The 20,074-nt window shown below is 60.0% G+C and carries 16 protein-coding genes; all 16 read left to right on the top strand.

Annotated features, from left to right (window positions below):
- The coding region (locus tag Q1A00_RS15300; protein WP_299757633.1) for a LamG-like jellyroll fold domain-containing protein at positions 1 to 2,500 on the top strand (2,500 nt) is incomplete at its 5' end.
- 16 nt (positions 2,501 to 2,516) lie between these two features.
- Positions 2,517 to 3,626, top strand: a complete 1,110-nt coding sequence (locus Q1A00_RS15295; RefSeq protein ID WP_299757630.1) for a LamG domain-containing protein — start codon at positions 2,517 to 2,519, stop codon at positions 3,624 to 3,626.
- Between the two features lie 7 nt (positions 3,627 to 3,633).
- Entirely contained in the window at positions 3,634 to 3,957 is a 324-nt protein-coding gene (locus tag Q1A00_RS15290) for a hypothetical protein (protein WP_298403768.1), read from the top strand.
- On the top strand, positions 3,950 to 4,654 hold the full coding sequence (locus Q1A00_RS15285) for an SDR family NAD(P)-dependent oxidoreductase (RefSeq protein WP_298403765.1): 705 nt from the start codon (positions 3,950 to 3,952) through the stop codon (positions 4,652 to 4,654). Before Q1A00_RS15290 ends, Q1A00_RS15285 begins: the two co-directional genes overlap by 8 nt.
- 25 nt (positions 4,655 to 4,679) lie before the next feature.
- Positions 4,680 to 6,023 carry a fatty acid--CoA ligase family protein gene (locus tag Q1A00_RS15280; RefSeq protein ID WP_298403763.1) on the top strand — a complete coding sequence of 448 codons (1,344 nt, stop codon included), beginning with the start codon at positions 4,680 to 4,682 and terminating at the stop codon, positions 6,021 to 6,023.
- 13 nt (positions 6,024 to 6,036) lie between these two features.
- Positions 6,037 to 7,494, top strand: coding sequence for a polysaccharide deacetylase family protein (locus tag Q1A00_RS15275; protein WP_298403761.1), 1,458 nt, complete (start codon positions 6,037 to 6,039; stop codon positions 7,492 to 7,494).
- A gap of 359 nt (positions 7,495 to 7,853) precedes the next feature.
- Positions 7,854 to 8,813, top strand: a complete 960-nt coding sequence (locus tag Q1A00_RS15270) for a transferase (protein ID WP_298403759.1) — start codon at positions 7,854 to 7,856, stop codon at positions 8,811 to 8,813.
- 3 nt (positions 8,814 to 8,816) lie between these two features.
- Complete coding sequence (wecB, locus tag Q1A00_RS15265) at positions 8,817 to 9,899, top strand: non-hydrolyzing UDP-N-acetylglucosamine 2-epimerase (protein ID WP_298403757.1); 1,083 nt, start codon at positions 8,817 to 8,819, stop codon at positions 9,897 to 9,899.
- A gap of 170 nt (positions 9,900 to 10,069) precedes the next feature.
- A complete protein-coding gene (locus Q1A00_RS15260; RefSeq protein ID WP_298403756.1) occupies positions 10,070 to 10,801 on the top strand; it encodes a DapH/DapD/GlmU-related protein in 732 nt (243 codons plus the stop codon).
- 65 nt (positions 10,802 to 10,866) lie between these two features.
- On the top strand, positions 10,867 to 12,102 hold the full coding sequence (locus Q1A00_RS15255; RefSeq protein ID WP_298403754.1) for a glycosyltransferase family 2 protein: 1,236 nt from the start codon (positions 10,867 to 10,869) through the stop codon (positions 12,100 to 12,102).
- A 14-nt stretch (positions 12,103 to 12,116) separates the two neighbouring features.
- Complete coding sequence (locus Q1A00_RS15250; protein WP_298403751.1) at positions 12,117 to 12,650, top strand: hypothetical protein; 534 nt, start codon at positions 12,117 to 12,119, stop codon at positions 12,648 to 12,650.
- Positions 12,598 to 14,352 carry a radical SAM protein gene (locus Q1A00_RS15245; RefSeq protein WP_298403748.1) on the top strand — a complete coding sequence of 585 codons (1,755 nt, stop codon included), beginning with the start codon at positions 12,598 to 12,600 and terminating at the stop codon, positions 14,350 to 14,352. Before Q1A00_RS15250 ends, Q1A00_RS15245 begins: the two co-directional genes overlap by 53 nt.
- Positions 14,353 to 14,559: 207 nt before the next feature.
- Complete coding sequence (locus tag Q1A00_RS15240) at positions 14,560 to 16,083, top strand: glycosyltransferase family 39 protein (protein ID WP_298403745.1); 1,524 nt, start codon at positions 14,560 to 14,562, stop codon at positions 16,081 to 16,083.
- Positions 16,084 to 16,101: 18 nt separating this feature from the next.
- Positions 16,102 to 17,595, top strand: a complete 1,494-nt coding sequence (locus tag Q1A00_RS15235) for a hypothetical protein (RefSeq protein WP_298403742.1) — start codon at positions 16,102 to 16,104, stop codon at positions 17,593 to 17,595.
- A gap of 4 nt (positions 17,596 to 17,599) precedes the next feature.
- The gene (locus tag Q1A00_RS15230) at positions 17,600 to 18,832 is read left to right on the top strand and encodes a glycosyltransferase family 4 protein (protein WP_298403739.1); all 1,233 of its coding nucleotides are present in this window, start codon (positions 17,600 to 17,602) and stop codon (positions 18,830 to 18,832) included.
- On the top strand, positions 18,829 to 20,049 hold the full coding sequence (locus tag Q1A00_RS15225; RefSeq protein ID WP_299757620.1) for a glycosyltransferase: 1,221 nt from the start codon (positions 18,829 to 18,831) through the stop codon (positions 20,047 to 20,049). The genes Q1A00_RS15230 and Q1A00_RS15225 overlap by 4 nt, the downstream gene beginning before the upstream one ends.
- Positions 20,050 to 20,074: the final 25 nt, after the last annotated feature.

Genomic DNA, 20,074 nt, shown 5'->3' with positions numbered 1-20,074 from the left:
GGGAGGCGACGCCCGCAGCGCGTTGCTCGTCCGGCTAAGCACGGCTGCCGCGCCCGGCCCTAAGAGCATTACCTTTGCGATTGCCACCCCACCGGCGGCAGACACCACCGTACTGGTGCAGACCTTCGACAGCCGCGAGGTATTGGAGTATGCAACGGTAACGATCATCGGAAGCGGTATCTTCCCAACCCCAACCCCGATACCGCCAACGACAACCCCAACACCGATCAATTCGCCAACCCCAGCGCCAACGAATACTGCCACACCTACGCCAACCCCGCCACCGAGCGGCAACAATCAGCCTTGGAGCTTCGTCGCCGGCTCATGTGCCAGCGGCGCGATCTTTGGCATCGCTGACAGCGCCTGTGGCGGCGGCGGCACGAACTTCGATGCTGACGAAATCTTCCCACCGAGCGTCGTGTTTGATGAAGCATCGGCACTACGCCCCTGCGAGAACGGGCGCACGAGCGGTGTCTGCTACCGGATGTGGTATGTCGGGGTTAATAACCCTATTGAAGGGATCCGGCGAATTGGTTACGCGGTTTCACCCGACGGCATTACGTGGACGCGCATGCCCGGCCCGTTCGCCGGCGGCGCAGTATTTATCGGATCTGGCGTACCCGGTAGTTTTGACAACTTTGGCGTGACGACGATGCATGTAATCCGCTATGGTAATGGCTTTCGGATGTATTACAGCGGATTTGCTGCACCCGGTGTCATTGATGGCATTGGCTTAGCCGAGTCAATCGACGGCATCGCGTGGACGCGCGTGCCCGGCCCGTTGGCTGGCGGCGCAATGATCCGCGCGTCAGAGCAAGCCAATCAATTTGATACGACGTATGTCGTCGCCCCATCGGTACTGGTCGATGAAGCATCACCGATCGCACCATGCGAAGATGGCCGCACCAGTGGCGAGTGTCACCGGATGTGGTTTGAGGGTGTGCGCACCTCACCAAGCTACATCTTCCGCATTGGCTACGCCGTCTCGCCAGATGGAATCAACTGGACGCGGATTGCGACGTTTAGCGATGGTTCGGTGGTGCAGCCCGGCCCATTCCGCGATTTTGACGACAACAACGTCGGTGTGCCAATGGTGATCAAAGACGGCGCGATCTACCGGATGTGGTTCGAGGCTAACGGCTACGATACAGGTTACACCACTGGCTACCTCGTCTCAACTGATGGTCGCAACTGGACGCGTGCCGTACCGAACACACCGGTGTGGACAGGCGCGATGGATACGATTAACGAAGGTTCGCCCGATGAAGTGTGGGCCGTGCGTGCGTTGAAAGAGGGGCTATCGTACCGGCTCTATTACACGACCAGCACGCGGCCTCATTCGCGTCGCTTCGCGCTGGCCGCTATGACTCCCGGCACACCGCTGAGCGTCAGTGTTGCGCAGACCGGTACCAGCTATACGCTGAACTTTACGACGGATGCGATTTCGGCAGGCGGAAGTGTGTTGATCACGCTGCCCCCGAGCATCCCAACCAATGCCCTGAGCGCCGGCGCAGTGAGTGGCTTTGGTGGTGAGGCTAGCTTTGCGGTTGATCCCGCCGCTGTGACTGATGCACTCTCTGGCGGCGTTGCCCGTGGCGCATTGTTGTTGCGTCTCCCTACGGGAGCGCCAGCGGGGGCGAAGAGCATGACCTTTACCATCACCGGTCTCAGCACCGAGGTCAGTGCGCTGGTACAGGTGTTCAATGCGCGTGAAGTGATAGGATATGCAACTGTCACGTTAGCTGCTTCGACGGCGCCAACCGCAACCGCAACCAACGGCCCTTCGCCGACGCCGACCGCAACGAATACGCCATCACCAACCGCGACGGCAACCAACACCCCCATGCCGAGCAGTAACTTCGCGCTCAGCTTCGTGAGCAACGACAGCGCACGCGGCACGGCGATCCCCGGCTTCAACGCCAGCCATACTCTCGAATTCTGGTTCCGCCCCAGCGCCACCGGTCAAACCGGCGTCATCGCCGCCAGCGATATTACTGGCAATGCCGGTTGGGCCTTGGAACTGGAGAATAACCGGGTGGTCTGGTGGGTCTTGCGCACCAATGGCCAATGGGTTGCGGTGTCTCACCCCACCACCCTGACAGCCAATAACTGGCATCACATCGCCGTCACCTACGATGCTGCCACCGGCACTGCCCGCGTCTTTGTCAACGGTGCACCCAGCACCACTGTCACCGTGGGGACAATAACCGCCGGCCCGGACTTTGTGCTCGGCGGTGTGCCCGGCTACGGCTTCATCACTGGCCAGTTCGATGAACTGCGCGTCTCGAACACGATTCGCTACCCGGCGGCCTTTACGCCACCCAGCGCCGCCTTCGCGACCGATGCCAATACACTGGCCTTGTTTAGCTTCGACGAAGGGAGCGGCCAAGTCACCACTGACCGTTCCGGCAACAATCGCACCGTGACCCTTGGCACGACCCCTAACGCTGATGCTGACGACCCCCTCTGGGTAACGTCAACTGCGCCAACAGCGCCGTAGAGGAGGGACATAAGGGATGCAGCTTCACTGCGGATACCAGCTCAACCAAGCTACATTCAAACTCACGTTGACGGGGCTGCTATTTATTACGATTTTATTTGACACGCCGAATCTGGTTAACCCCCTGCAAGCACAGGGAGGATCATCACTACGCTTCTATGGAAGTGGCGATACGGATGCTGACCGTGTTAAGATTCCGCTTGGTTCGATCAACAGCAGCGGACGTCTTACTACGTCGTATCCCGTCAATGTAAGCAGTGCGTTCACGATCGAGTTTTGGATGAAAGCCACTGCTGCCCACAACCCCGCCCCGGCCTGTCCCGGTGGTTGGTATACCGGCAACATCCTCATCGACCGAGATGTGTTTGGCGCTGGCGATTATGGCGATTATGGCGTCGCCATCTGCAATCAGCGGTTAGTGGTGGGGGTGAGTATCGGGAGCGATGAAGCCCTCTTGACCGGCGCTACGATTGTGACCGACGGGCAATGGCATCACATCGCGATTACCCGCGCTGAGAGCGGGCAGGTGCGCTTGTTTGTCAATGGCCAGCCTGACGGAGCTATCGCTGGCCCAGCCGGACGAATCGATTACCGGCTCAATCGCGCCACCGCGTACCCCGCCAGCGACCCTTTCTTGGTGCTGGGAGCCGAAAAGCACGACTACCCCGGCAGTCGGCATTACAACGGCTGGCTCGATGATCTCCGCATCTCGCGCGTCGTGCGCTACACCGACGCCTTTCTCCGTCCAACCGCGCCCCATCCGGTCGATGCGGATACTGTGGCCCTCTACCGATTTGATGAAGGTGCGAGAACGGTCATCACCGATAGCGCAACGGGTGGGATCAGCACTGGTGAACTCAAACCTCGTAATGGCAACCCGACCCAGCACTGGTCAACCGATACACCGTTTAGTGGTGGGATCACTCCTACATCCACCAGCACCCCCGTCCCCACCGCTACCCCGGTGCCCACCGCCACCGCTACCCCGGTGAGCACGCTCACGACAACACCAACCACTACACTAACAGCAGTGATTGCGCCACCGGAAAACGATCAAAACATCCGTGTCTATATACCTCTGATCAGCCGTTTGCACCGCGTACAAGCATCGTCGACACAGGAGTAACCAGCGTATGACCAGCCTACCCGTTAGCCGAACAAACCTCGCCAATCTCGTCATCACAAGCTTGCGCGACGTGCTCGAACAGAGCGGACGCCCCTCGCCGGCAACGATTGACGAGAACACGCTCCTTTTCGGCAAGGGAGCACTGCTCGACTCTTTAGCGCTCGTGACTATGGTGGTCGATCTTGAACAACGGCTCGAAGAAGAGCATGGGTTGACGTTGACGTTAGCCGATGATCGAGCGATGTCGCAGCGCAATAGCCCATTCCGCAGCGTTGGGGCATTGGTTGATTACCTCGAGCAATTGATCACCGAGGAGTACGGACGTGACTAAGCAGGAAGTGGTGCTGATTACCGGCAGCAGCCGTGGAATCGGGCGCTTTCTGGTTGAGCACTTTCTGCAACGCGGCGCCTTGGTTGAAGGATGTGCGCGTAGTGCAGTCGATTGGGAACTGCCCGGCTACACGCACCATCAAGTCGATGTCAGCAACGAAGGACAGGTCAAAGCGATGTTGAGCGCCATTCAGCGCCGGCATGGCCGGCTTGATATCGCGATCAACAATGCCGGGATTGCGGCAATGAACCACGCCCTGCTGACCCCGGGAGAAACGGCTAGTCGCATATTGAACATTAACGTGCTGGGCAGTTTTCTCGTTTGCCGAGAAGCGGCCAAACTGATGCGCCGGCGCAACTATGGCCGTATCGTCAACTTTAGCACCATCGCTGTGCCACTGCGGCTTGAGGGAGAGGCGCTCTACACCGCAGCGAAGAGCGCGGTCGAAATGCTGACGCGCGTGCTAGCGCGTGAATTTGCCCCCTTTGGGATCACGGTCAACGCGCTTGGGCCAACACCAATCGAGACCGATCTGATCCGGGGTGTGCCGCGCGAGAAGTTGCAGCATATCATTGACACGCTTGCGATCAGGCGCTTTGGCACCTTTGCCGACGTGGCCCATGTGATTGACTTTTTTACCAATCCGGCCAGTGATTATATCACCGGACAGGTGATCTATCTCGGCGGCGGCGGCTAATGCCGATTGTCGCATGGAGGCTGCTATGAGCATCGCATGGCTTCGTGAACGGATGGAACAGTGGGCCGATCACCCGGCCATTGTCTGGAATGACCATCCTTACCCATACCGTGACCTACTGACGCGCATGCAAGCGTGGCACACGGCGCTCGACCAACACGATGTCGGCCCCGGCCACGTCGTGACGATTGAAGGCGATTATTCGCCGAACGCAGTGAGTTTGCTCTTGACCCTGATCGAACGCAACACGATTGTGGTTCCGCTGACCCGTAGCGTTGCTGCGCAGCGCGACGAGTTTCTCGCTATCGCCGAAGTGCAGGTCGTGGTTAGTTTCGATGACAATGATCAGTGGCAGATCGAGCGCCGCACCGTTGCCGTGACCAATCCGCTCACCCGCCAGTTGATCGATCGCGGTCATCCGGGGTTGGTGCTCTTCTCGTCGGGTTCGACCGGCAAGAGCAAGGCAGCCCTGCACGATTTCATCCCGCTGTTAGAGAAGTTCCAAGTGCCGCGCCATCGCCGGGTGACACTGACCTTTTTGCTGCTCGACCACATCGGCGGGATCAATACGCTCTTCTACACGCTGGCCAACGGCGGCACGGTGGTAGCGGTGCAATCACGCGATCCCGATATCGTTTGCCGCGCTATCGAGACACACCGGGTGCAAACCCTACCAACCTCGCCAACCTTTCTCAATTTGTTGTTGATTTCGGAAGCCTACCGGCGCTATGATTTCTCGTCGCTTGAGCTGATCACCTACGGCACCGAGGTGATGCCAGAGAGCACCTTGCACCGGATTCACAACCTCTTCCCTAATGTGCAGCTCTTACAAACGTATGGCCTCTCAGAGCTTGGCATCTTGCGCTCGAAATCGCGCGACTCCAACTCGCTATGGGTCAAAGTCGGCGGCGAGGGCTTCGAGACAAAGATCGTCGATGGGGTGCTGTGGGTGCGGGCCAAATCGGCCATGCTCGGCTACCTTAACGCACCCAGCCCATTTGACGAAGAGGGTTGGATGAATACACAAGATGTGGTCGAAGTTGATGGCGAATACATCCGCATTTTGGGACGGCGGAGCGAAATCATCAACGTCGGCGGGCAGAAGGTCTACCCAGCAGAGGTAGAGAGCGTGCTGTTGCAGATGCCAAATGTGAAAGACGTGGCCGTAGTGGGTGAGAGCAATCCCATCACCGGCCAGATCGTCACTGCTCGCTTCAATCTGTTCGAGCCGGAAGACCCGAACGAGTTTAAGCGGCGGGTGCGTGCCTTCTGCCGCGAGCGGCTCGCGCCGTACAAGATTCCAGTCAAGATCATCATCACCGAGGACAAACAGCACAGCGCCCGGTTTAAGAAGATGCGGAAAGCGTAATCATACAACATCCATGATTCCAATTATCACGCTTGCCATTGACCCTGCGCTGGCGGCGCACCGCGCCGAGATCGGTTATATCTGGCGCACCCTGCTCACTGGAATGGGGTACGGTTGGTGTGAACAACCGTGGGACAGCGAGCGGGTAACGATTGCATACACCGCCGGGCAGGTCCAACCCCCACCGGCCCAGATCGTGATCCATGCGCGGCCCGAGCGGTGGGTCAACCCTGCCCAAGCGCGCCTGCTCGGCGCGAAACAGTGGAATGGGTATGATCTGCCGTTGCTGGCGGGTGATCAGGCTGACGCCCAACCTACGACCAGTGACAGCACGCTGCATATTCCCGATGACCCCATCTTTGCCGCGTTCTGGCTGCTCAGCGGTTACGAAGAGGAACAATACCCGACCGTTAAACACGGCTACCGCGACCTGACCGGCACGCCGATGCTCGAGCGTGGCCTGCTGCGCCGCGCATTGGCATCGGCGGTTGGTTGCTGGCTAGCCGATCTGCTCCGGCACTGCGGCTTGCCACCCGGCCTGCCGCGCTGGCCGAACGGCGCAGAACTAGCTGCTACCTGCGGCCACGATGTCGATTACCCGGAAGTGATACGCTGGCTCGAGCCGCTGCGCATCCTGCTGCGGCAGGGGAACGGCGGCCTCGGCGCGGCGATGGATATTATCAGCGGACGCCGCACGCACTGGCACTTTCGCTCGTGGATGGATCTCGAAGAGCGGATCGGGGCGCGCTCGGCGTTCTACTTTGTCGCCCGCCAAGGCTCGTTGTTGGAATACGCTACCGGCCTACCCGATCCCTTCTACGACGTGCAAGCGCCGCACTTTCGCACGCTGTTTCAAGAAATCAGCGCGGCAGGTTGGGAAATCGGGCTGCACGCGAGTTATCGCGCCTATACCGACCGCACGCTCTTTGCCGCCGAACGCGCCCGCCTTGCCGCAGCTAGCGGGCAACCGATCGACGGCAACCGCCACCACTACTGGCATCTCGACCCGCGCCAACCCGAACAGACCCTGCTGATGCATGAGCACGTCGGCTTTCGCTACGATGCCTCGCTGACCCACAACCGCTATCTTGGTTGGCGGCGCAGCAGCGTATGGCCCTTCTTCCCATGGCACCGTGGGTTACGCCGCGAGATTCGCACCCTGCAACTGCCTACCGGTTGGATGGATGACCATCTGTTTGGGCAGAAACAGTTTAATCCCGGTGATCGCCAGACCTTGCTCGCTGAGCTGCGCGAGACGGTGACCCGGCACGGCGGTTTACTGCTCGTTGACGTACATGATTATGTCTACGATGACCGGCTTTTTCCGGGATGGGCGGCAACCTACCGTGCGTTGTGGGAAGATCTGGCAGCGCGGGGAAGGGTCTGGTTCGCCACACCGGCAGCAATTGCCGAACATTGGCGGCAGCGCGCAGAGCAGATCGCGGCAGCGAGCGAGGGGTTAGGGCCGTGAACGCTCCAATGCAGGCGGAGCGCGAGCGGCGCGCCCGCCACCAGTGCGTACCAGCAACGGTTCCGCTCCAGCGGGAGATTGCTTCGGGAGCTGCACCACCGCGCCATGACAGACCAGCTCGGCATTGCGAGTCGAACGGAGGGGCAGCGCGGTGAAGCAATCCCCCGCGAGCGCGGGAGACAACCGCTCAGGTATACTTACCGCTCCAGCGGGAAATTGCTTCGGTCGGACAACCTCCCGCTGTGCGTGGTACCGCCGCTCCCTTGCAATGACATCTACGGTATCCTTATGAACCTGTCATCGGTTCGTTATTTACCGCGCCGAGAAGGATCACTTGCAATGACATCTACGGTATCCTTATGAACCTGTATCGCACCATCATCTTCATCTTACTCTTCATCGCACCGCCAGCGACCAAGCCGGCGATCTTGCGCATCTGCTGCGGTGCACAGATCGGACGCGACGTTTCGATCGGCTGGTTCGCCACCGTCATGGGCCGGCATATCAGCATCGGCGACTACAGCGCTATCCGGGCGCTGACGGTGATCAACTGCGGCGGCGACATCAGCATTGGTCGCTATAGCATCATCAGCAGCTTCACGCTCGTGTACGGCGCTGATGGCTTACGCATCGGCGATCACAGCTACATCGGCCCGCAATCGCTGATCAACACCGAAGAAGAAGTCCGGATCGGTCACTGGAGCGCGCTCGGCGCGCGCTGTATGGTCTACACCCATGGTTCGTTCTTGCCGTACACTGAAGGCTACTGGGTACGATTCGCGCCGGTGGCGGTCGGCAACCGAGTCTGGTGCGCCGCCGGGGTCTTCCTCCATCCCGGCGCGACGGTCGGCGATAACAGTTTTGTGAACTCGCGCTCGGTGGTAAGTGGCGAGATTCCGCCCGACTCAATTGTGGAAGGCAACCCAGCGCGGGTGGTCAACGCGATGAGCCGCATGCAACGCGCCATCACTCCGCGCCGGCTCGACGCGATCGCTGAGCAGATGGTGCGCCACTTTGTGGCGCTAGCGGCTGCGCATGGCGATCTACGGGTGCTGGCCAAACAGCCCCACCTGCTCGTGCAGGCCGGACGGCAAACCTACCAGATCGCGATTGCGCCGGCAGCAAGTGACGTACCGGCAGTTGATCCCGCTCCCTCTACCATCTGGTTGATCTGCCGGCGCGACTGGCAGCCGTCGTCGGATCTATGGCTCGATTTGACCAATAACCGGCGCAGTCCACGCCATGCTGCGCCACTCGATGCGCTCTGCACCTTCTTGCAGCGATACTACGGCATTCAACTCGAATACGAAGCGAGGTAAGCTATGGCTCGTGTCCTCACCGTGCTCGGCACCCGACCTGAGATTATCAAACTCTCACCACTCATTCCACTACTGGAAGAGCGGTTCGAGCATATTTTGGTGCATTCTGGCCAGCACTATTCCTACGAAGTTGATGCTATCTTCTTCGAAGAGCTGAGTTTACCAGCGCCGCGTTACACCCTTGGCGTCGGTTCGGCCCAGCATGGTGAACAGACGGCGCGCATTCTGACCCGGCTCGAACCGATTTTGCTGCAAGAACGGCCCGATCTGGTGCTGGTGCAAGGCGACACCAACACGACCATGGCCGGCGCACTCTGCGCAGCGAAACTCGGCTTGCCGGTAGTACATCTGGAAGCGGGAGGACGGTCGTTCAACCGGGCTATGCCCGAAGAACTTAACCGGATCATTGTCGATCATATCGCCGAGGTTCTGCTGGCCGCCGATGAGATTGCCGCCAACAACCTGCGCGCTGAGGGGTTGCCGGAGGAGCGCATTCACGTGATCGGTTCGACCGCGATTGACGCAGCGCTGCTGCATCGTGAGCGGGCCAAACAGAGCGCGATCTTAACCCAATTGGAACTTCAGCCGGGTGAATACCTCGCGCTCACCCTGCACCGGGCCGAGAACACCGAACCGGCAGTGCTGCCCGGCATCGTGCGCGCGCTCAACGAACTCGCCGAAAGCTATCGGATCGTCTTCCCCGTACATCCGCGTACCGCCGCGGCGTTGGAACGGCAAGGGTTGCAGCTCTCGCCACGGATTCTGACCACACGCCCGCTTGGCTACCTCGACACGCTCTGCCTCGTGCAAGCGGCCCAAGCCCTGCTTACCGATTCAGGCGGGTTGCAAGAAGAGGCCGCCGTGCTCGGCACCCCCATCCTGCTGGTGCGCAACGAGACTGAATGGCGCTATCTGGTTGATGCAGGGGTTGCAGTGCTGATCGGCAACCGTTATGAGAGCATTCTTGCAGGAGCTGCGACGTGGCTCAGTCCCGCCGGACTCGCTCGCCTGCGCGCAGCGCGCTCGCCGATTGTCAGCGGAGCCGCCGAGCGGGCCGTGGCGATTATGGCCGCATACGCTCAGTAACTACTACGCTTGGCCGGCCCTTCCGAGCGACGTTGCAATGCAACGTCGCTCGGAGATTCCTTATTACGTTTTTGTCACGCTCACACCTACCGGTAGTTAGTTAAAGTTCAGACCTGCCAGTTATGCTGGCAACACCTAGAAAAAGATGTGTGGGTGGATGAGTACCAACCATGACCGATCGATTGCAGCTCTACCTCAACCGGCAAGCCAATTCTCTGCCACGGTACATTACCGAGCAGCTCATGCAAAGTTTGTTCGGTTGGATACCGAGCGTGATCGGGATTGGCATCCGCGCGATCGCCTACCGCGCCATGATGCACATGGACGGCATTGCTGCCATTGAAGACGGCGTGCGCATCCGCTTTGCCAGTAACGTGCGACTGGGGGCGGGAGTGTACCTCGATCACGGCGTCTACCTCCACGCTTGTCCGGGAGGCATCACCATCGGCGACGAAAGCATGGTGATGAAAAACGCCATTCTCCACGTTTACAACTTTCGCAATCTCCCCCATAGCCACATCACCATTGGCCAGCGATCGCTCATCGGCGAAAGCTGCATTCTGCGCGGTCAAGGCGGTATTACCATCGGCGATGATGTCTATTTGGGGACGCTCGTGCAAATACTGGCGGTCAATCACGTCTTTAGCGACACAACCCGCCCCATTAGCGCCCAAGGCATTACCGCACAGGGGATCAGCATCGGCGACGGCTCTTGGATCGGGAGCGGCGCTATCATTCTCGACGGTGTACGGATTGGGAAGAATGTCGTGATTGGTGCGGGCGCGGTAGTGACGAAAGACATTCCCGATTACTGCATTGCGGTGGGCAATCCCGCCCGTGTAGTGCGCAATCTGAGTACCGATCCGTTACCTATCGAACAATTGGCAATGCCAGTGTACTAAACGGCGAGGCGCACAACGGTGCGTCCGGTAGGGTTGCAACTGTGCAACCAAAGGGAGGGGGAAACATGACCACGCTTTCTGTTGTGATACCGGCCTACAATGAAGAGGACGGGATCGCAGCCATTATCGAACGAGTCTTGGCGATCCGGCCGGCATTGCAAGAGGTTGGCGTTGACGAACTTGAGTGCATTGTGGTTGACGATGGTTCGAAGGATCGCACCGCAGCAATTGTGCAGAGCTTTGGGGATCGGGTGCGGTTGATCCGGCAGCAGAATCGCGGCTATGGCGGCGCATTGAAAACCGGCTTCAGCCAAGCGCGCGGCGAGCTGATTGGCTTCCTCGATGCCGACAGCACCTACCCGCCCGAATACTTCCCGCAGATGTGCAAAATCGTGCTGGAAGGCGCCGACATCGTGATCGGCAGCCGCATGGCGGGTGCGCACAGCGAGATGCCGTTGGTGCGCCGGATCGGCAACACGATCTTCGCTACAATGCTCTCGCTAGTGGCTGGCGTGCGGATCAGCGACAGCGCCAGCGGCCAGCGCGTGTTGCGCCGCTCAATCTTGCCGGTCATCTACCCGCTGCCCAACACCCTCGATTTCACCCCTGCGATGAGCACCCGCGCCCTCCACGAAGGGCTACGGATGGTCGAAGTACCCATCCCGTACAAAGAACGGTCGGGTCGCAGCAAGCTCCACGTGATTCGCGACGGTCTGCGCTTTACTAAATCGATTGTCTGGACAGCATTGACCTATAACCCGGTGCGAATCTTTGGCGGAATCGGGCTAGCCTTGTTGGCATTAGCCTTGCTGATCACAGTGGGACAGAGCATCGGGATCGGACTAGGGCTATTGAGCGGCTGGTCGTTCCCGCAGCTCTTCGGCGCACTGGTACTCGCCGTCGCCGGTGTGACTCTCTACACCACCGGCACCTCGTTCAGCTATCTGGTCGCCCTCTTTCACAAGCGCGCCATCAGGCAAGGCTTGTTTGGCCGACGTGGCAACGGACGCCGGATCGAGCGCCATTACTGGTGGTTGGGATTACTGGCTATCTTTGGCGGAATTGTCACCTACATCGCCGCGGTCGCGTTTGACCTGACCAATCCGGCGCTAGCTAATTCGTGGTTCGCGCCTGTGCTGAGCGCGATGCTGGTATTGATGGGAGTGCAACTCGTCAGCGCATGGGGACTGGCGCGAGTCTTGGCCGAACTGAGCCGGCGCGAGAGCGAGCAAGTGGCCGATCTCAACTGGACATACACGCCGCTGACAACACCGGTCGAGCCGGCAGCGCAAACAGCCTAGCGCAAGGCAAGGATGTGGAGTCGTTTTACGTATGGAGTGAACAGAACCTCGGCCAGACTCACTATGTGATCGGCTATCTGATCATCTTAATCAGCCACAACTGGCCGATTATGGCTGCAATAGCAGCGGCGCTGTTCTTCAGCATCCAGCTCTACCAACAACCATCACGGGCCAATGCCGTCTGGCTATTTAGCGCGCTGCTCTTTGGGATGGGGTACGAATACGAAAAGCACGTGGCCGGCGAACTCCATCACGCGATCGATGTGCTGTTCGGCTTGGAAATCGTCCACTGGAACCGCCCACTGCACCTCATCGTCGGCCCATTGATCAATACGGGTTTCGTGCTGATAACTTTTCTGATCGTGTCTCACGGTCTATACCTTTCGTTCGGATCGTCTGTTATGAACGCATTCCGCCGCTTTTACCCTGCCCACATCGCTACGACAACCAGCGGCGCTACCGCATCACGTGATGCAGAACAACAAGAGGAGAACCATGAGCGAGCAGGAAACGACGCCAACTCAACGCAAACAAGCGCCGGGCGATAAACCGACCGGCATTAAGCTGGTCGCCCCGGCCCGACCCAACGAACGCGCCGGCGAGATCCGCTTTGTTGAAATGCCGCGCGAGAAGACGCCCCGGCTTGATGTGCTGGTGTTAAACCCGCCATCGCCCGACGGTGATCTCTTCTTGCGTGACATCGCCCGTGTTGGCCGGCGCACCCGCGACGGTATTATCTGGCCGCAAACCGCACTAGCCCAGATCGGCGCGGTGGTAAAAGAGGCCGGTTACACGGTCGAGGTGATCGATGCAATCGGCCTTATGATGGATTGGAAATCGTTCGAGAAATATATGTGGGAAAAGAAGCCGCGCTACATGATCATTCACGCGACGGCGCCCACCTTAACGAACGACATGCGGACGACGTTCATCGGTAAAGCGGTGGGTACCATCACGATGGCGATCGGCACCCACGTCACGCCGATGACCCGCGAGACGCTCGAATCGTACCCGACGCTCGACATCGTGGTGCGCGGGGAACCAGAGCTGACCATTGTCGATGTCATCCGCACGATTGACCGAGTGATTCAGCAAGAGCACGCCGACGAGACAGTGCCAGTCGGTAACCCTGATCTTACCGCACCATGGCGCAAATTGCCATTCCCTGACGCTTCGTACCTGACCACCCGCGGACGGTTTCTCGGTGTGCATCCCAAGATTATTGCCAAAGCCTTGCGCGAAACACTCGGCGTCGGCTACCGCGACGAGCACGGCGAGGTACGAATCAATCCTGACCGGCCATTTATTGAAGATCTTGACACCTTGCCTATCCCGTTGCACGACCAGTTGCCGTGGCAGCGCTACAAGGTACCGATTGTCGGCGGCCCCTACACCTTTGTGCTGACCAGCCGCGGCTGCCCAGCCGGATGCCGCTACTGCATCAAGCACGTGACGTATCAATCGAGCGTGCGCCACCGCAGCCCACACCACGTCTTGCAAGAGATGATTATGCTCAAAGAGATGGGCATGCATCACATCCACTTCGAGGCCGACCTGTTTACGGTCAAGAAGGAGTTTGTTTACGACCTCTGCCATACGATTATCAAAGAGGGCATCAAGTTGCGCTGGAGCTGCAACAGCCGGGTTGACTTTGTTGATGAGGATGAGTTGCGGTTAATGCGCAAGGCCGGCTGCTTTATGATCGCATGGGGTCTTGAGAGCGGCAGCGAAGAGGTGCTGAAGCGGGCACGTAAGGGCACCACCGTCAAGCGGATCGAAGAGACAATTACAGCCAGCCACCGGGCCGGGATCATGAACTGGGGCTATTTCATCATCGGCCTGCCGGGTGAGACGGTCGAAACGATTCAGCAGACGATCGCCCTCTCGAAGCGGTTGCCACTTGATATCGCCCTCTTCCATATCGCCACGCCCTACCCCGGCACGCCATTCTATTACGAAGCGGTAGCCAACGGCTGGATCAAAATGAACCAGTGGGAAGACTATGACATGTATTCCCACACGGTGTTGAACTACCCGCACCTCAGCTCGGCTGATCTGGAATACTGGGCCAAGCGGGCGGCACGCGAGTGGTCATTGCGGCCACGCCCAATCATGACCTTCCTTAAGGGCGCAGCCAACCCCGAGACGTGGGGCCAACTCTGGCAGATCGGCGTCAACCATCTGAAATGGATCGGCGGCAGCGTGCGCAATGAGGGCCTGCGCCGCCTGAGTGGCAGCGGCACGATGTAGCTCTCAACCCCCGCCTCTCTCACGAAGTAAGGGCGGGATGATAACGCAACGGTATGTGCGGCATGCGCCGCAGCCCTCGTCCCTAGCCCCTCTCCCGCCTTGCGGGAGAGGGGAAATAGAGCACCGAAGCGCGCAGCGTTCTACCAACCACTACAGCCGCCAAGCCCAATTGCTGCCGGACACCACTGACGTTAGCAACGGGGAATTATGAATAAACCCATCGCCACCCAACCACGGAGTTCATTAACCACACTTATTCACAATGGCGAGCGCATTGCAGCGTTCATCTTAATCGCTCTCATCGTTATGCTCGCTTTGATTAACCTGCCCTACGCACCCCGCACGTGGTTCGATGAAGGATCGCACCTGCACGTGCCAGAGACGCTGGTGCGCTATGGCGTCTATGCCGACATCAGCAGCGAAGGGTTTCGTTACTTTGGGCCAACGATCGGGGTCGGGCCGACAGTGATGTTGCCGGTGGCGCTGGTCTTTGCGGTGGTGGGGGTCGATCTGCTGCCGGCGCGGCTAGTGATCGTAGCGTACCTCTTTGCCGCACTGCTGATCTTCTATCAATTGGCCCGCCGCTTGCATGGGGGGCGCTTAGCGCTGCTGACGATCTTGTTACTGCTCGCCTCACGCACCCGCGGCTTTGAAGGCATGGTCGAATATGGCCGGCAAGTGTTGGGCGAGGTGCCGGGACTAGCGTGGCTCGGTGCTGGTCTGCTGGCGTATACGGTAGCCATCTTTCAGCCGGCCCAACGCCGGCGCTATGCGCTACTCGCCGGGGTTGGCTTTGGCTTGGCCCTGATCACCAAAAACCAGTTTGCGTTGATCGTAGCGCCGGGTTTAGGATTGCTGGCCCTGCTCGACTGGCGTTACTTCCGGGTGGGTGACTGGTGGTTGCGCTTGGCGCCGCCCATCATTGCTGGCGGTATGTTTGCCGGCTGGTTATTGATCATGCTGGCCTTCCTCGGCCCGGCTGATTTCAGCGCCAATCTCGCCAAGACCCGGCAAGCAGCCGGCGGCGCTATCTTTGTGTTTGATCTGGAAGCGACCCTACGCGCAGGGCGTTATCTGGTGCAAGTGTATGGCGGTTTGCTCGTGCCGGCGCTGTTGTACAGCCTCTGGCGGTGCCGGCGTGGGGGTGCTGCTGCTTTCGCCGAACTAGCGCCAACCCTCTTGGCGGTGCTCTGGCTGGTTTGGTACCTTGTATCGCTCGGCTGGCCGCGCTACGCCTTCCCGGCGGTTGCCCTAGGCGCGCCGGCGGTGGCACGTATGATCGCTGACCTGATCGGTTGGTTCTGGCAACACCGGCAACCACTGCTGGCCGGAGTCGCCGGCGCGTATTTGGCGTTGGTGATCGGTTTCTCGCTGAGCCTGACTGCTCAGGTGGTGTTCACTCCCGATGACTCAGCTCACCGGATGGCAGCGTTCCTCAACCAGACCGTGCCTGCCGATCGCATCATCGAGACATGGGAACCAGAATTAGCTACTCTTACCGACCACACCTACCACTACGTGCCAACCGAACTCCTTGATCGGGCAGTGCGGCAGGCATGGTTGAACGGGCCGCCGGTGGCTTATGATGGCCTCGCTGCCCAGCCGCAATATGTGCTGACCGGGCCATTTAGCGCATATACCAGCATCTATTCCGTCGATGCTTTAGTGCGTGAGTACACCATCATCTATAGTGCCGGGCCGTACACCCTGTGGCAGCGACGGGAACAATAACTCGACGAAAGGATCGCTATGCGTCGTTTTTGGCTGATCGTCTTTCTGCTGTTGTGCAGTTATGCCTACGTCTTGCCGCGCTGGTCGGATTGGAACCAGAACTCGCGGTTAAATTTGGTGTTGGCGCTGGTTGACGATGGCACGCCAAAAATCGATCGCTACGTTGCAAATACCGGCGACTACGCGCTTTACAACGGCCATGCCTACACCGATAAACCGCCGGGTCTCTCATTTCTCGGTATCCCGATCTACGCTGCTATCCGGCCATTGCTTGACGCGCCACCAGTGCAAGCCCAATTCGAGCGGATCGGCAGTCGGTTTGAAGAGACGCTCAAGCCCGATGGCAGCGGCTTACAGGCTGACAAGATTCGGTTTGCGTTGGTGCAGTATCTGCTCACGCTAGTGGTAGTCGCGTGGCCGGCGGCGTTGTTTGGCGGCTTCTTCTTTCGGGTGCTGCAACGGCTCGGCGTAGCGCCAGCGCCGGCCAGTATCGGCGCACTGGGGTATGGTTTAGCTACCAGCGCCGCACCATACGCCGGCAACTTCTACGCTCACCAGTTGGTAGCAGTGCTCCTCTTTACCGCCTTCGCCTTCGCGTGGTCACCACCGGCGCGCTGGTCACCGTGGGCTAGCAGTGCGCTGGTTGGCCTGCTGCTTGGCTGGGCCGTGATCAGCGAATACCCGGCGGCGCCGGCAGCCACCATTATTGGGTTGTACGCGCTCTACCGGCGCGGTTGGCGCTGGCTGCCAGCGATGGCGGTGGGAGGAGTGTTGCCGGGAGCATTGTTGATCAGCTATGACCTTGCCGCCTTTGGCACGCCGTGGCCCATTGGCTACGCCTATTCCGCGCTTTGGCAAGAGCAGCACCACACTGGTTTTATGAGCCTCACGACCCCCCAGTGGGAGGCCATCTGGGGCTTGACATTCAGCGAGTTCCGCGGCCTCTTCTTCCGCGCACCATGGCTGCTGCTCGCATTGCCGGCCTATTGGATCGGCTGGCAACGGCGCGAGCAGCGGGCCGAGTGGTGGGTGCTAGTACTAGTACCACTAGCCTTTCTGCTCTTCTACGGGTCGTCGATTATGTGGTGGGGCGGATTTGCCGCCGGGCCGCGCTATATTGTGCCGCTGATCCCCTTCCTTGCCCTGCCAGCGGCGCTCTTGATCGGGCACTGCTGGGGCCGGATTGGGTGGCGCATTGGCGCCCTCGGCTTGCTCAGCGTCTCATGGATCCTCATTTGGATGGAGGCCACAGCAACCCAACTCTTCCCCAGCGACGCCATCCGGGCCACGTGGCGCGAGTATGTCATTCCAGCATGGCAACAGGGCGATATTGCCCGCAACGCCGGCATGGTCTTACAACTTGAGGGAGCGGCCAGCTTATTGCCGCTGATCGCCGTGTTGGTCGCCGGCATCATCATCTTATTGCGCCCGCTCGAAGCGGCAGAGCGCGCGAGCGCGCGCCCAGCCGCTACTCCGCCCACCACACCCGTGGCGCCGCCTGCCCAGAGGTGAACTCATGCGTATTTTGATGCTGACACTGATCGCACCTTATCCGCCCGACAGCGGCCCCAAGATCAAGACCTACAACGTGTTGCAGTACCTATGTGAGCGACACGAGGTCACGCTAGTCTCGCTGGTGCGGAACGAGCAAGAGCGCGCGCATGCCGAATCGCTCCGCCGGATCTGCCGTGAAGTGTACACCGTGCCGTTCCAGCGTTCGCGCTGGAAAGATGCGCGCTTTTTGCTCAAGAGCGCCCTCACCGGTGAGTCGTTCATTCTCAGTCGCGACGCCTCGCCGGAACTGCACCAGTTGCTGCGCCAACTAACCGCGCGTGAGCATTTTGACATCATTCATGCCGACCAGCTCAATATGGCGTCGTTTGCGGTTGATTTACCGGGAGGGGCGCGGATCATCGACCAACACAATGCCGTGTGGACGATTGTCGCCCGCATGGCGGCCCGGTCTGATCTGATCCGACGAATCGGATTGCAGATCGAAGCTCGCCGGCTGCGGCGGGCCGAGGCGCGGTTGTGCGCGCGCTTTGATGGCATGCTGGTGGTAAGTGAACCAGATAATGCATTTCTCAAGCTCGCCGCCGCCGACGCTGGGGTCGAATTGCCGCCCACGGCGATCATTCCGATCGCGATTGATGCTCACAGCGAAGCGCCGGTGCAACGGCACAGCGCACCCAATACGATCCTCAGTATGGCGACGATGTTTTGGCCACCCAATGTCGATGGCGTGCTCTGGTTTGCCCGCGAAGTCTGGCCATTGGTACAACAAGCCGTGCCACAGGCGCGGGTCGCGTTGGTTGGTTCGCGCCCACCGGAGACGGTGCGCCAGTTAGCCGCCGATCCCGCGATTGAAGTGCCCGGCTACGTTGCCGATCCACGTCCATACCTCGAACGGACGGCAGCTTTGATCGTGCCGGTACATGCCGGCGGCGGCATGCGGGTGAAGATTTTGGAAGCTTTAGCCCGTGGCCTGCCAATCGTCTCAACGACCATCGGGTACGAAGGGATTGACCTGACGCCGGGAGAGCACCTGCTAGTGGGTGACACGCCGCAGACGTTTGCCGAAGCGTTAATCCGGCTCCTGCGCGATCCGGAGCTAGGGCGACGATTAGCCGCGCAGGGGCGGCGCGTCGCCGAAGAGCGCTACGACTGGAGAGTAGTCTGCCCAGCTATCGATCACCTGTACGCCACTGCACTGCAACGAGTCAATTCTCTGCCAGCGGGTCAGCGATGATGAACATTTTGTTTGTTGCGCCCTACACCCCATCACCGATTCGCGTGCGTCCGTACCAATTCATCAGGCATTTAGCGCAGCGCGGGCATTCGATCACGCTGGTGAGCGCCGCCGACAATGCGGCAGCGCTCACCGAACTGCGAACAATTTGCCGGCGGGTAGTCGCAGTGCCGGTGCGACGCACCGATCACCTGCTGGCCTACGCGCGCGCCGTACCGAGCGAACTGCCCCTGCAAGCGGCCCACTGCCTAACTCCCGCGATGGTCGCAGCGGTCACGCACGAAATCAAGCATGGTGAACATCACGTCATCCACATCGAACACCTCCGCGCGGCTGAGATCGTCCGCGTCGCCTTGCACCAATGCGGCGACGGCCCTCCTGCCGTGCTCGATGCCGTTGACAGTATCACCCTCTTATTCGAGCGCACACTGCGGCGCGGCGCCAACCTAAGCAGCCGGCTGCGCGCGCTGGCCGATCTGGCCCGCACCCGGCGTTACGAAGCCGCCTACCCGCACCGCTTCGCCGCAATCGCGGTGACCTCGCCCGAAGACCGCTGGGCATTGATGACACTCAACCGCGCCCTCGACCGTCCGGGAGGCAGCCCAATCATCGTCGCGCCGAACGGGGTCGATCTGACCTACTTTCAAGCCTATACCGGCCCGCGCCAACCGCACCATCTTGTCTTCACCGGCAAGATGAGCTACCACGCGAACGAGGCAGCCGCGCGCTACTTAATTGAAGAGATTATGCCGCGCGTATGGGCCAAACGGGCCGAAGTGACCGTCACCTTGGCCGGGGCCGAGCCGGGGCCGCGACTGCGCGGCTATGCCCGTGATCCGCGGATCACTGTGACCGGCGCCGTACCCGACCTACGCCCCTACCTCACCGAAGCCACACTGGCGGTCGCCCCCATCCGCTATGGCGTAGGGGTGCAGAATAAAGTGCTTGAAGCGATGGCCACCGCTACGCCCGTTATTACCACCCGACAAGCGACGGTTGCGCTCAGCGCGCAGCCCGGACACGATCTGGTGGTTGCTGAAGATGCCAACAACTTCGCCGATACCATCCTCACCTTGCTCGCCGATGATGAGCGTCGCGCTGCGATTGGGCAAGCGGGACGCATGTACGTCGAGCGCCATCACAACTGGCAGCAGAGTGTTAGCCGGCTGGAAGCCGTCTACGCTTCAGCCGGCACATCACTACCTTACCGCCAGTGATGAAGAAATCTTCATGTTTTCCACG

The sequence above is a fragment of the uncultured Chloroflexus sp. genome, assembly GCF_938091255.1.
Taxonomy (GTDB): Bacteria; Chloroflexota; Chloroflexia; order Chloroflexales; family Chloroflexaceae; genus Chloroflexus.
Note: the sequence above shows the minus strand (reverse complement) of the source record. Positions and strands in the feature narration are given on the sequence as shown.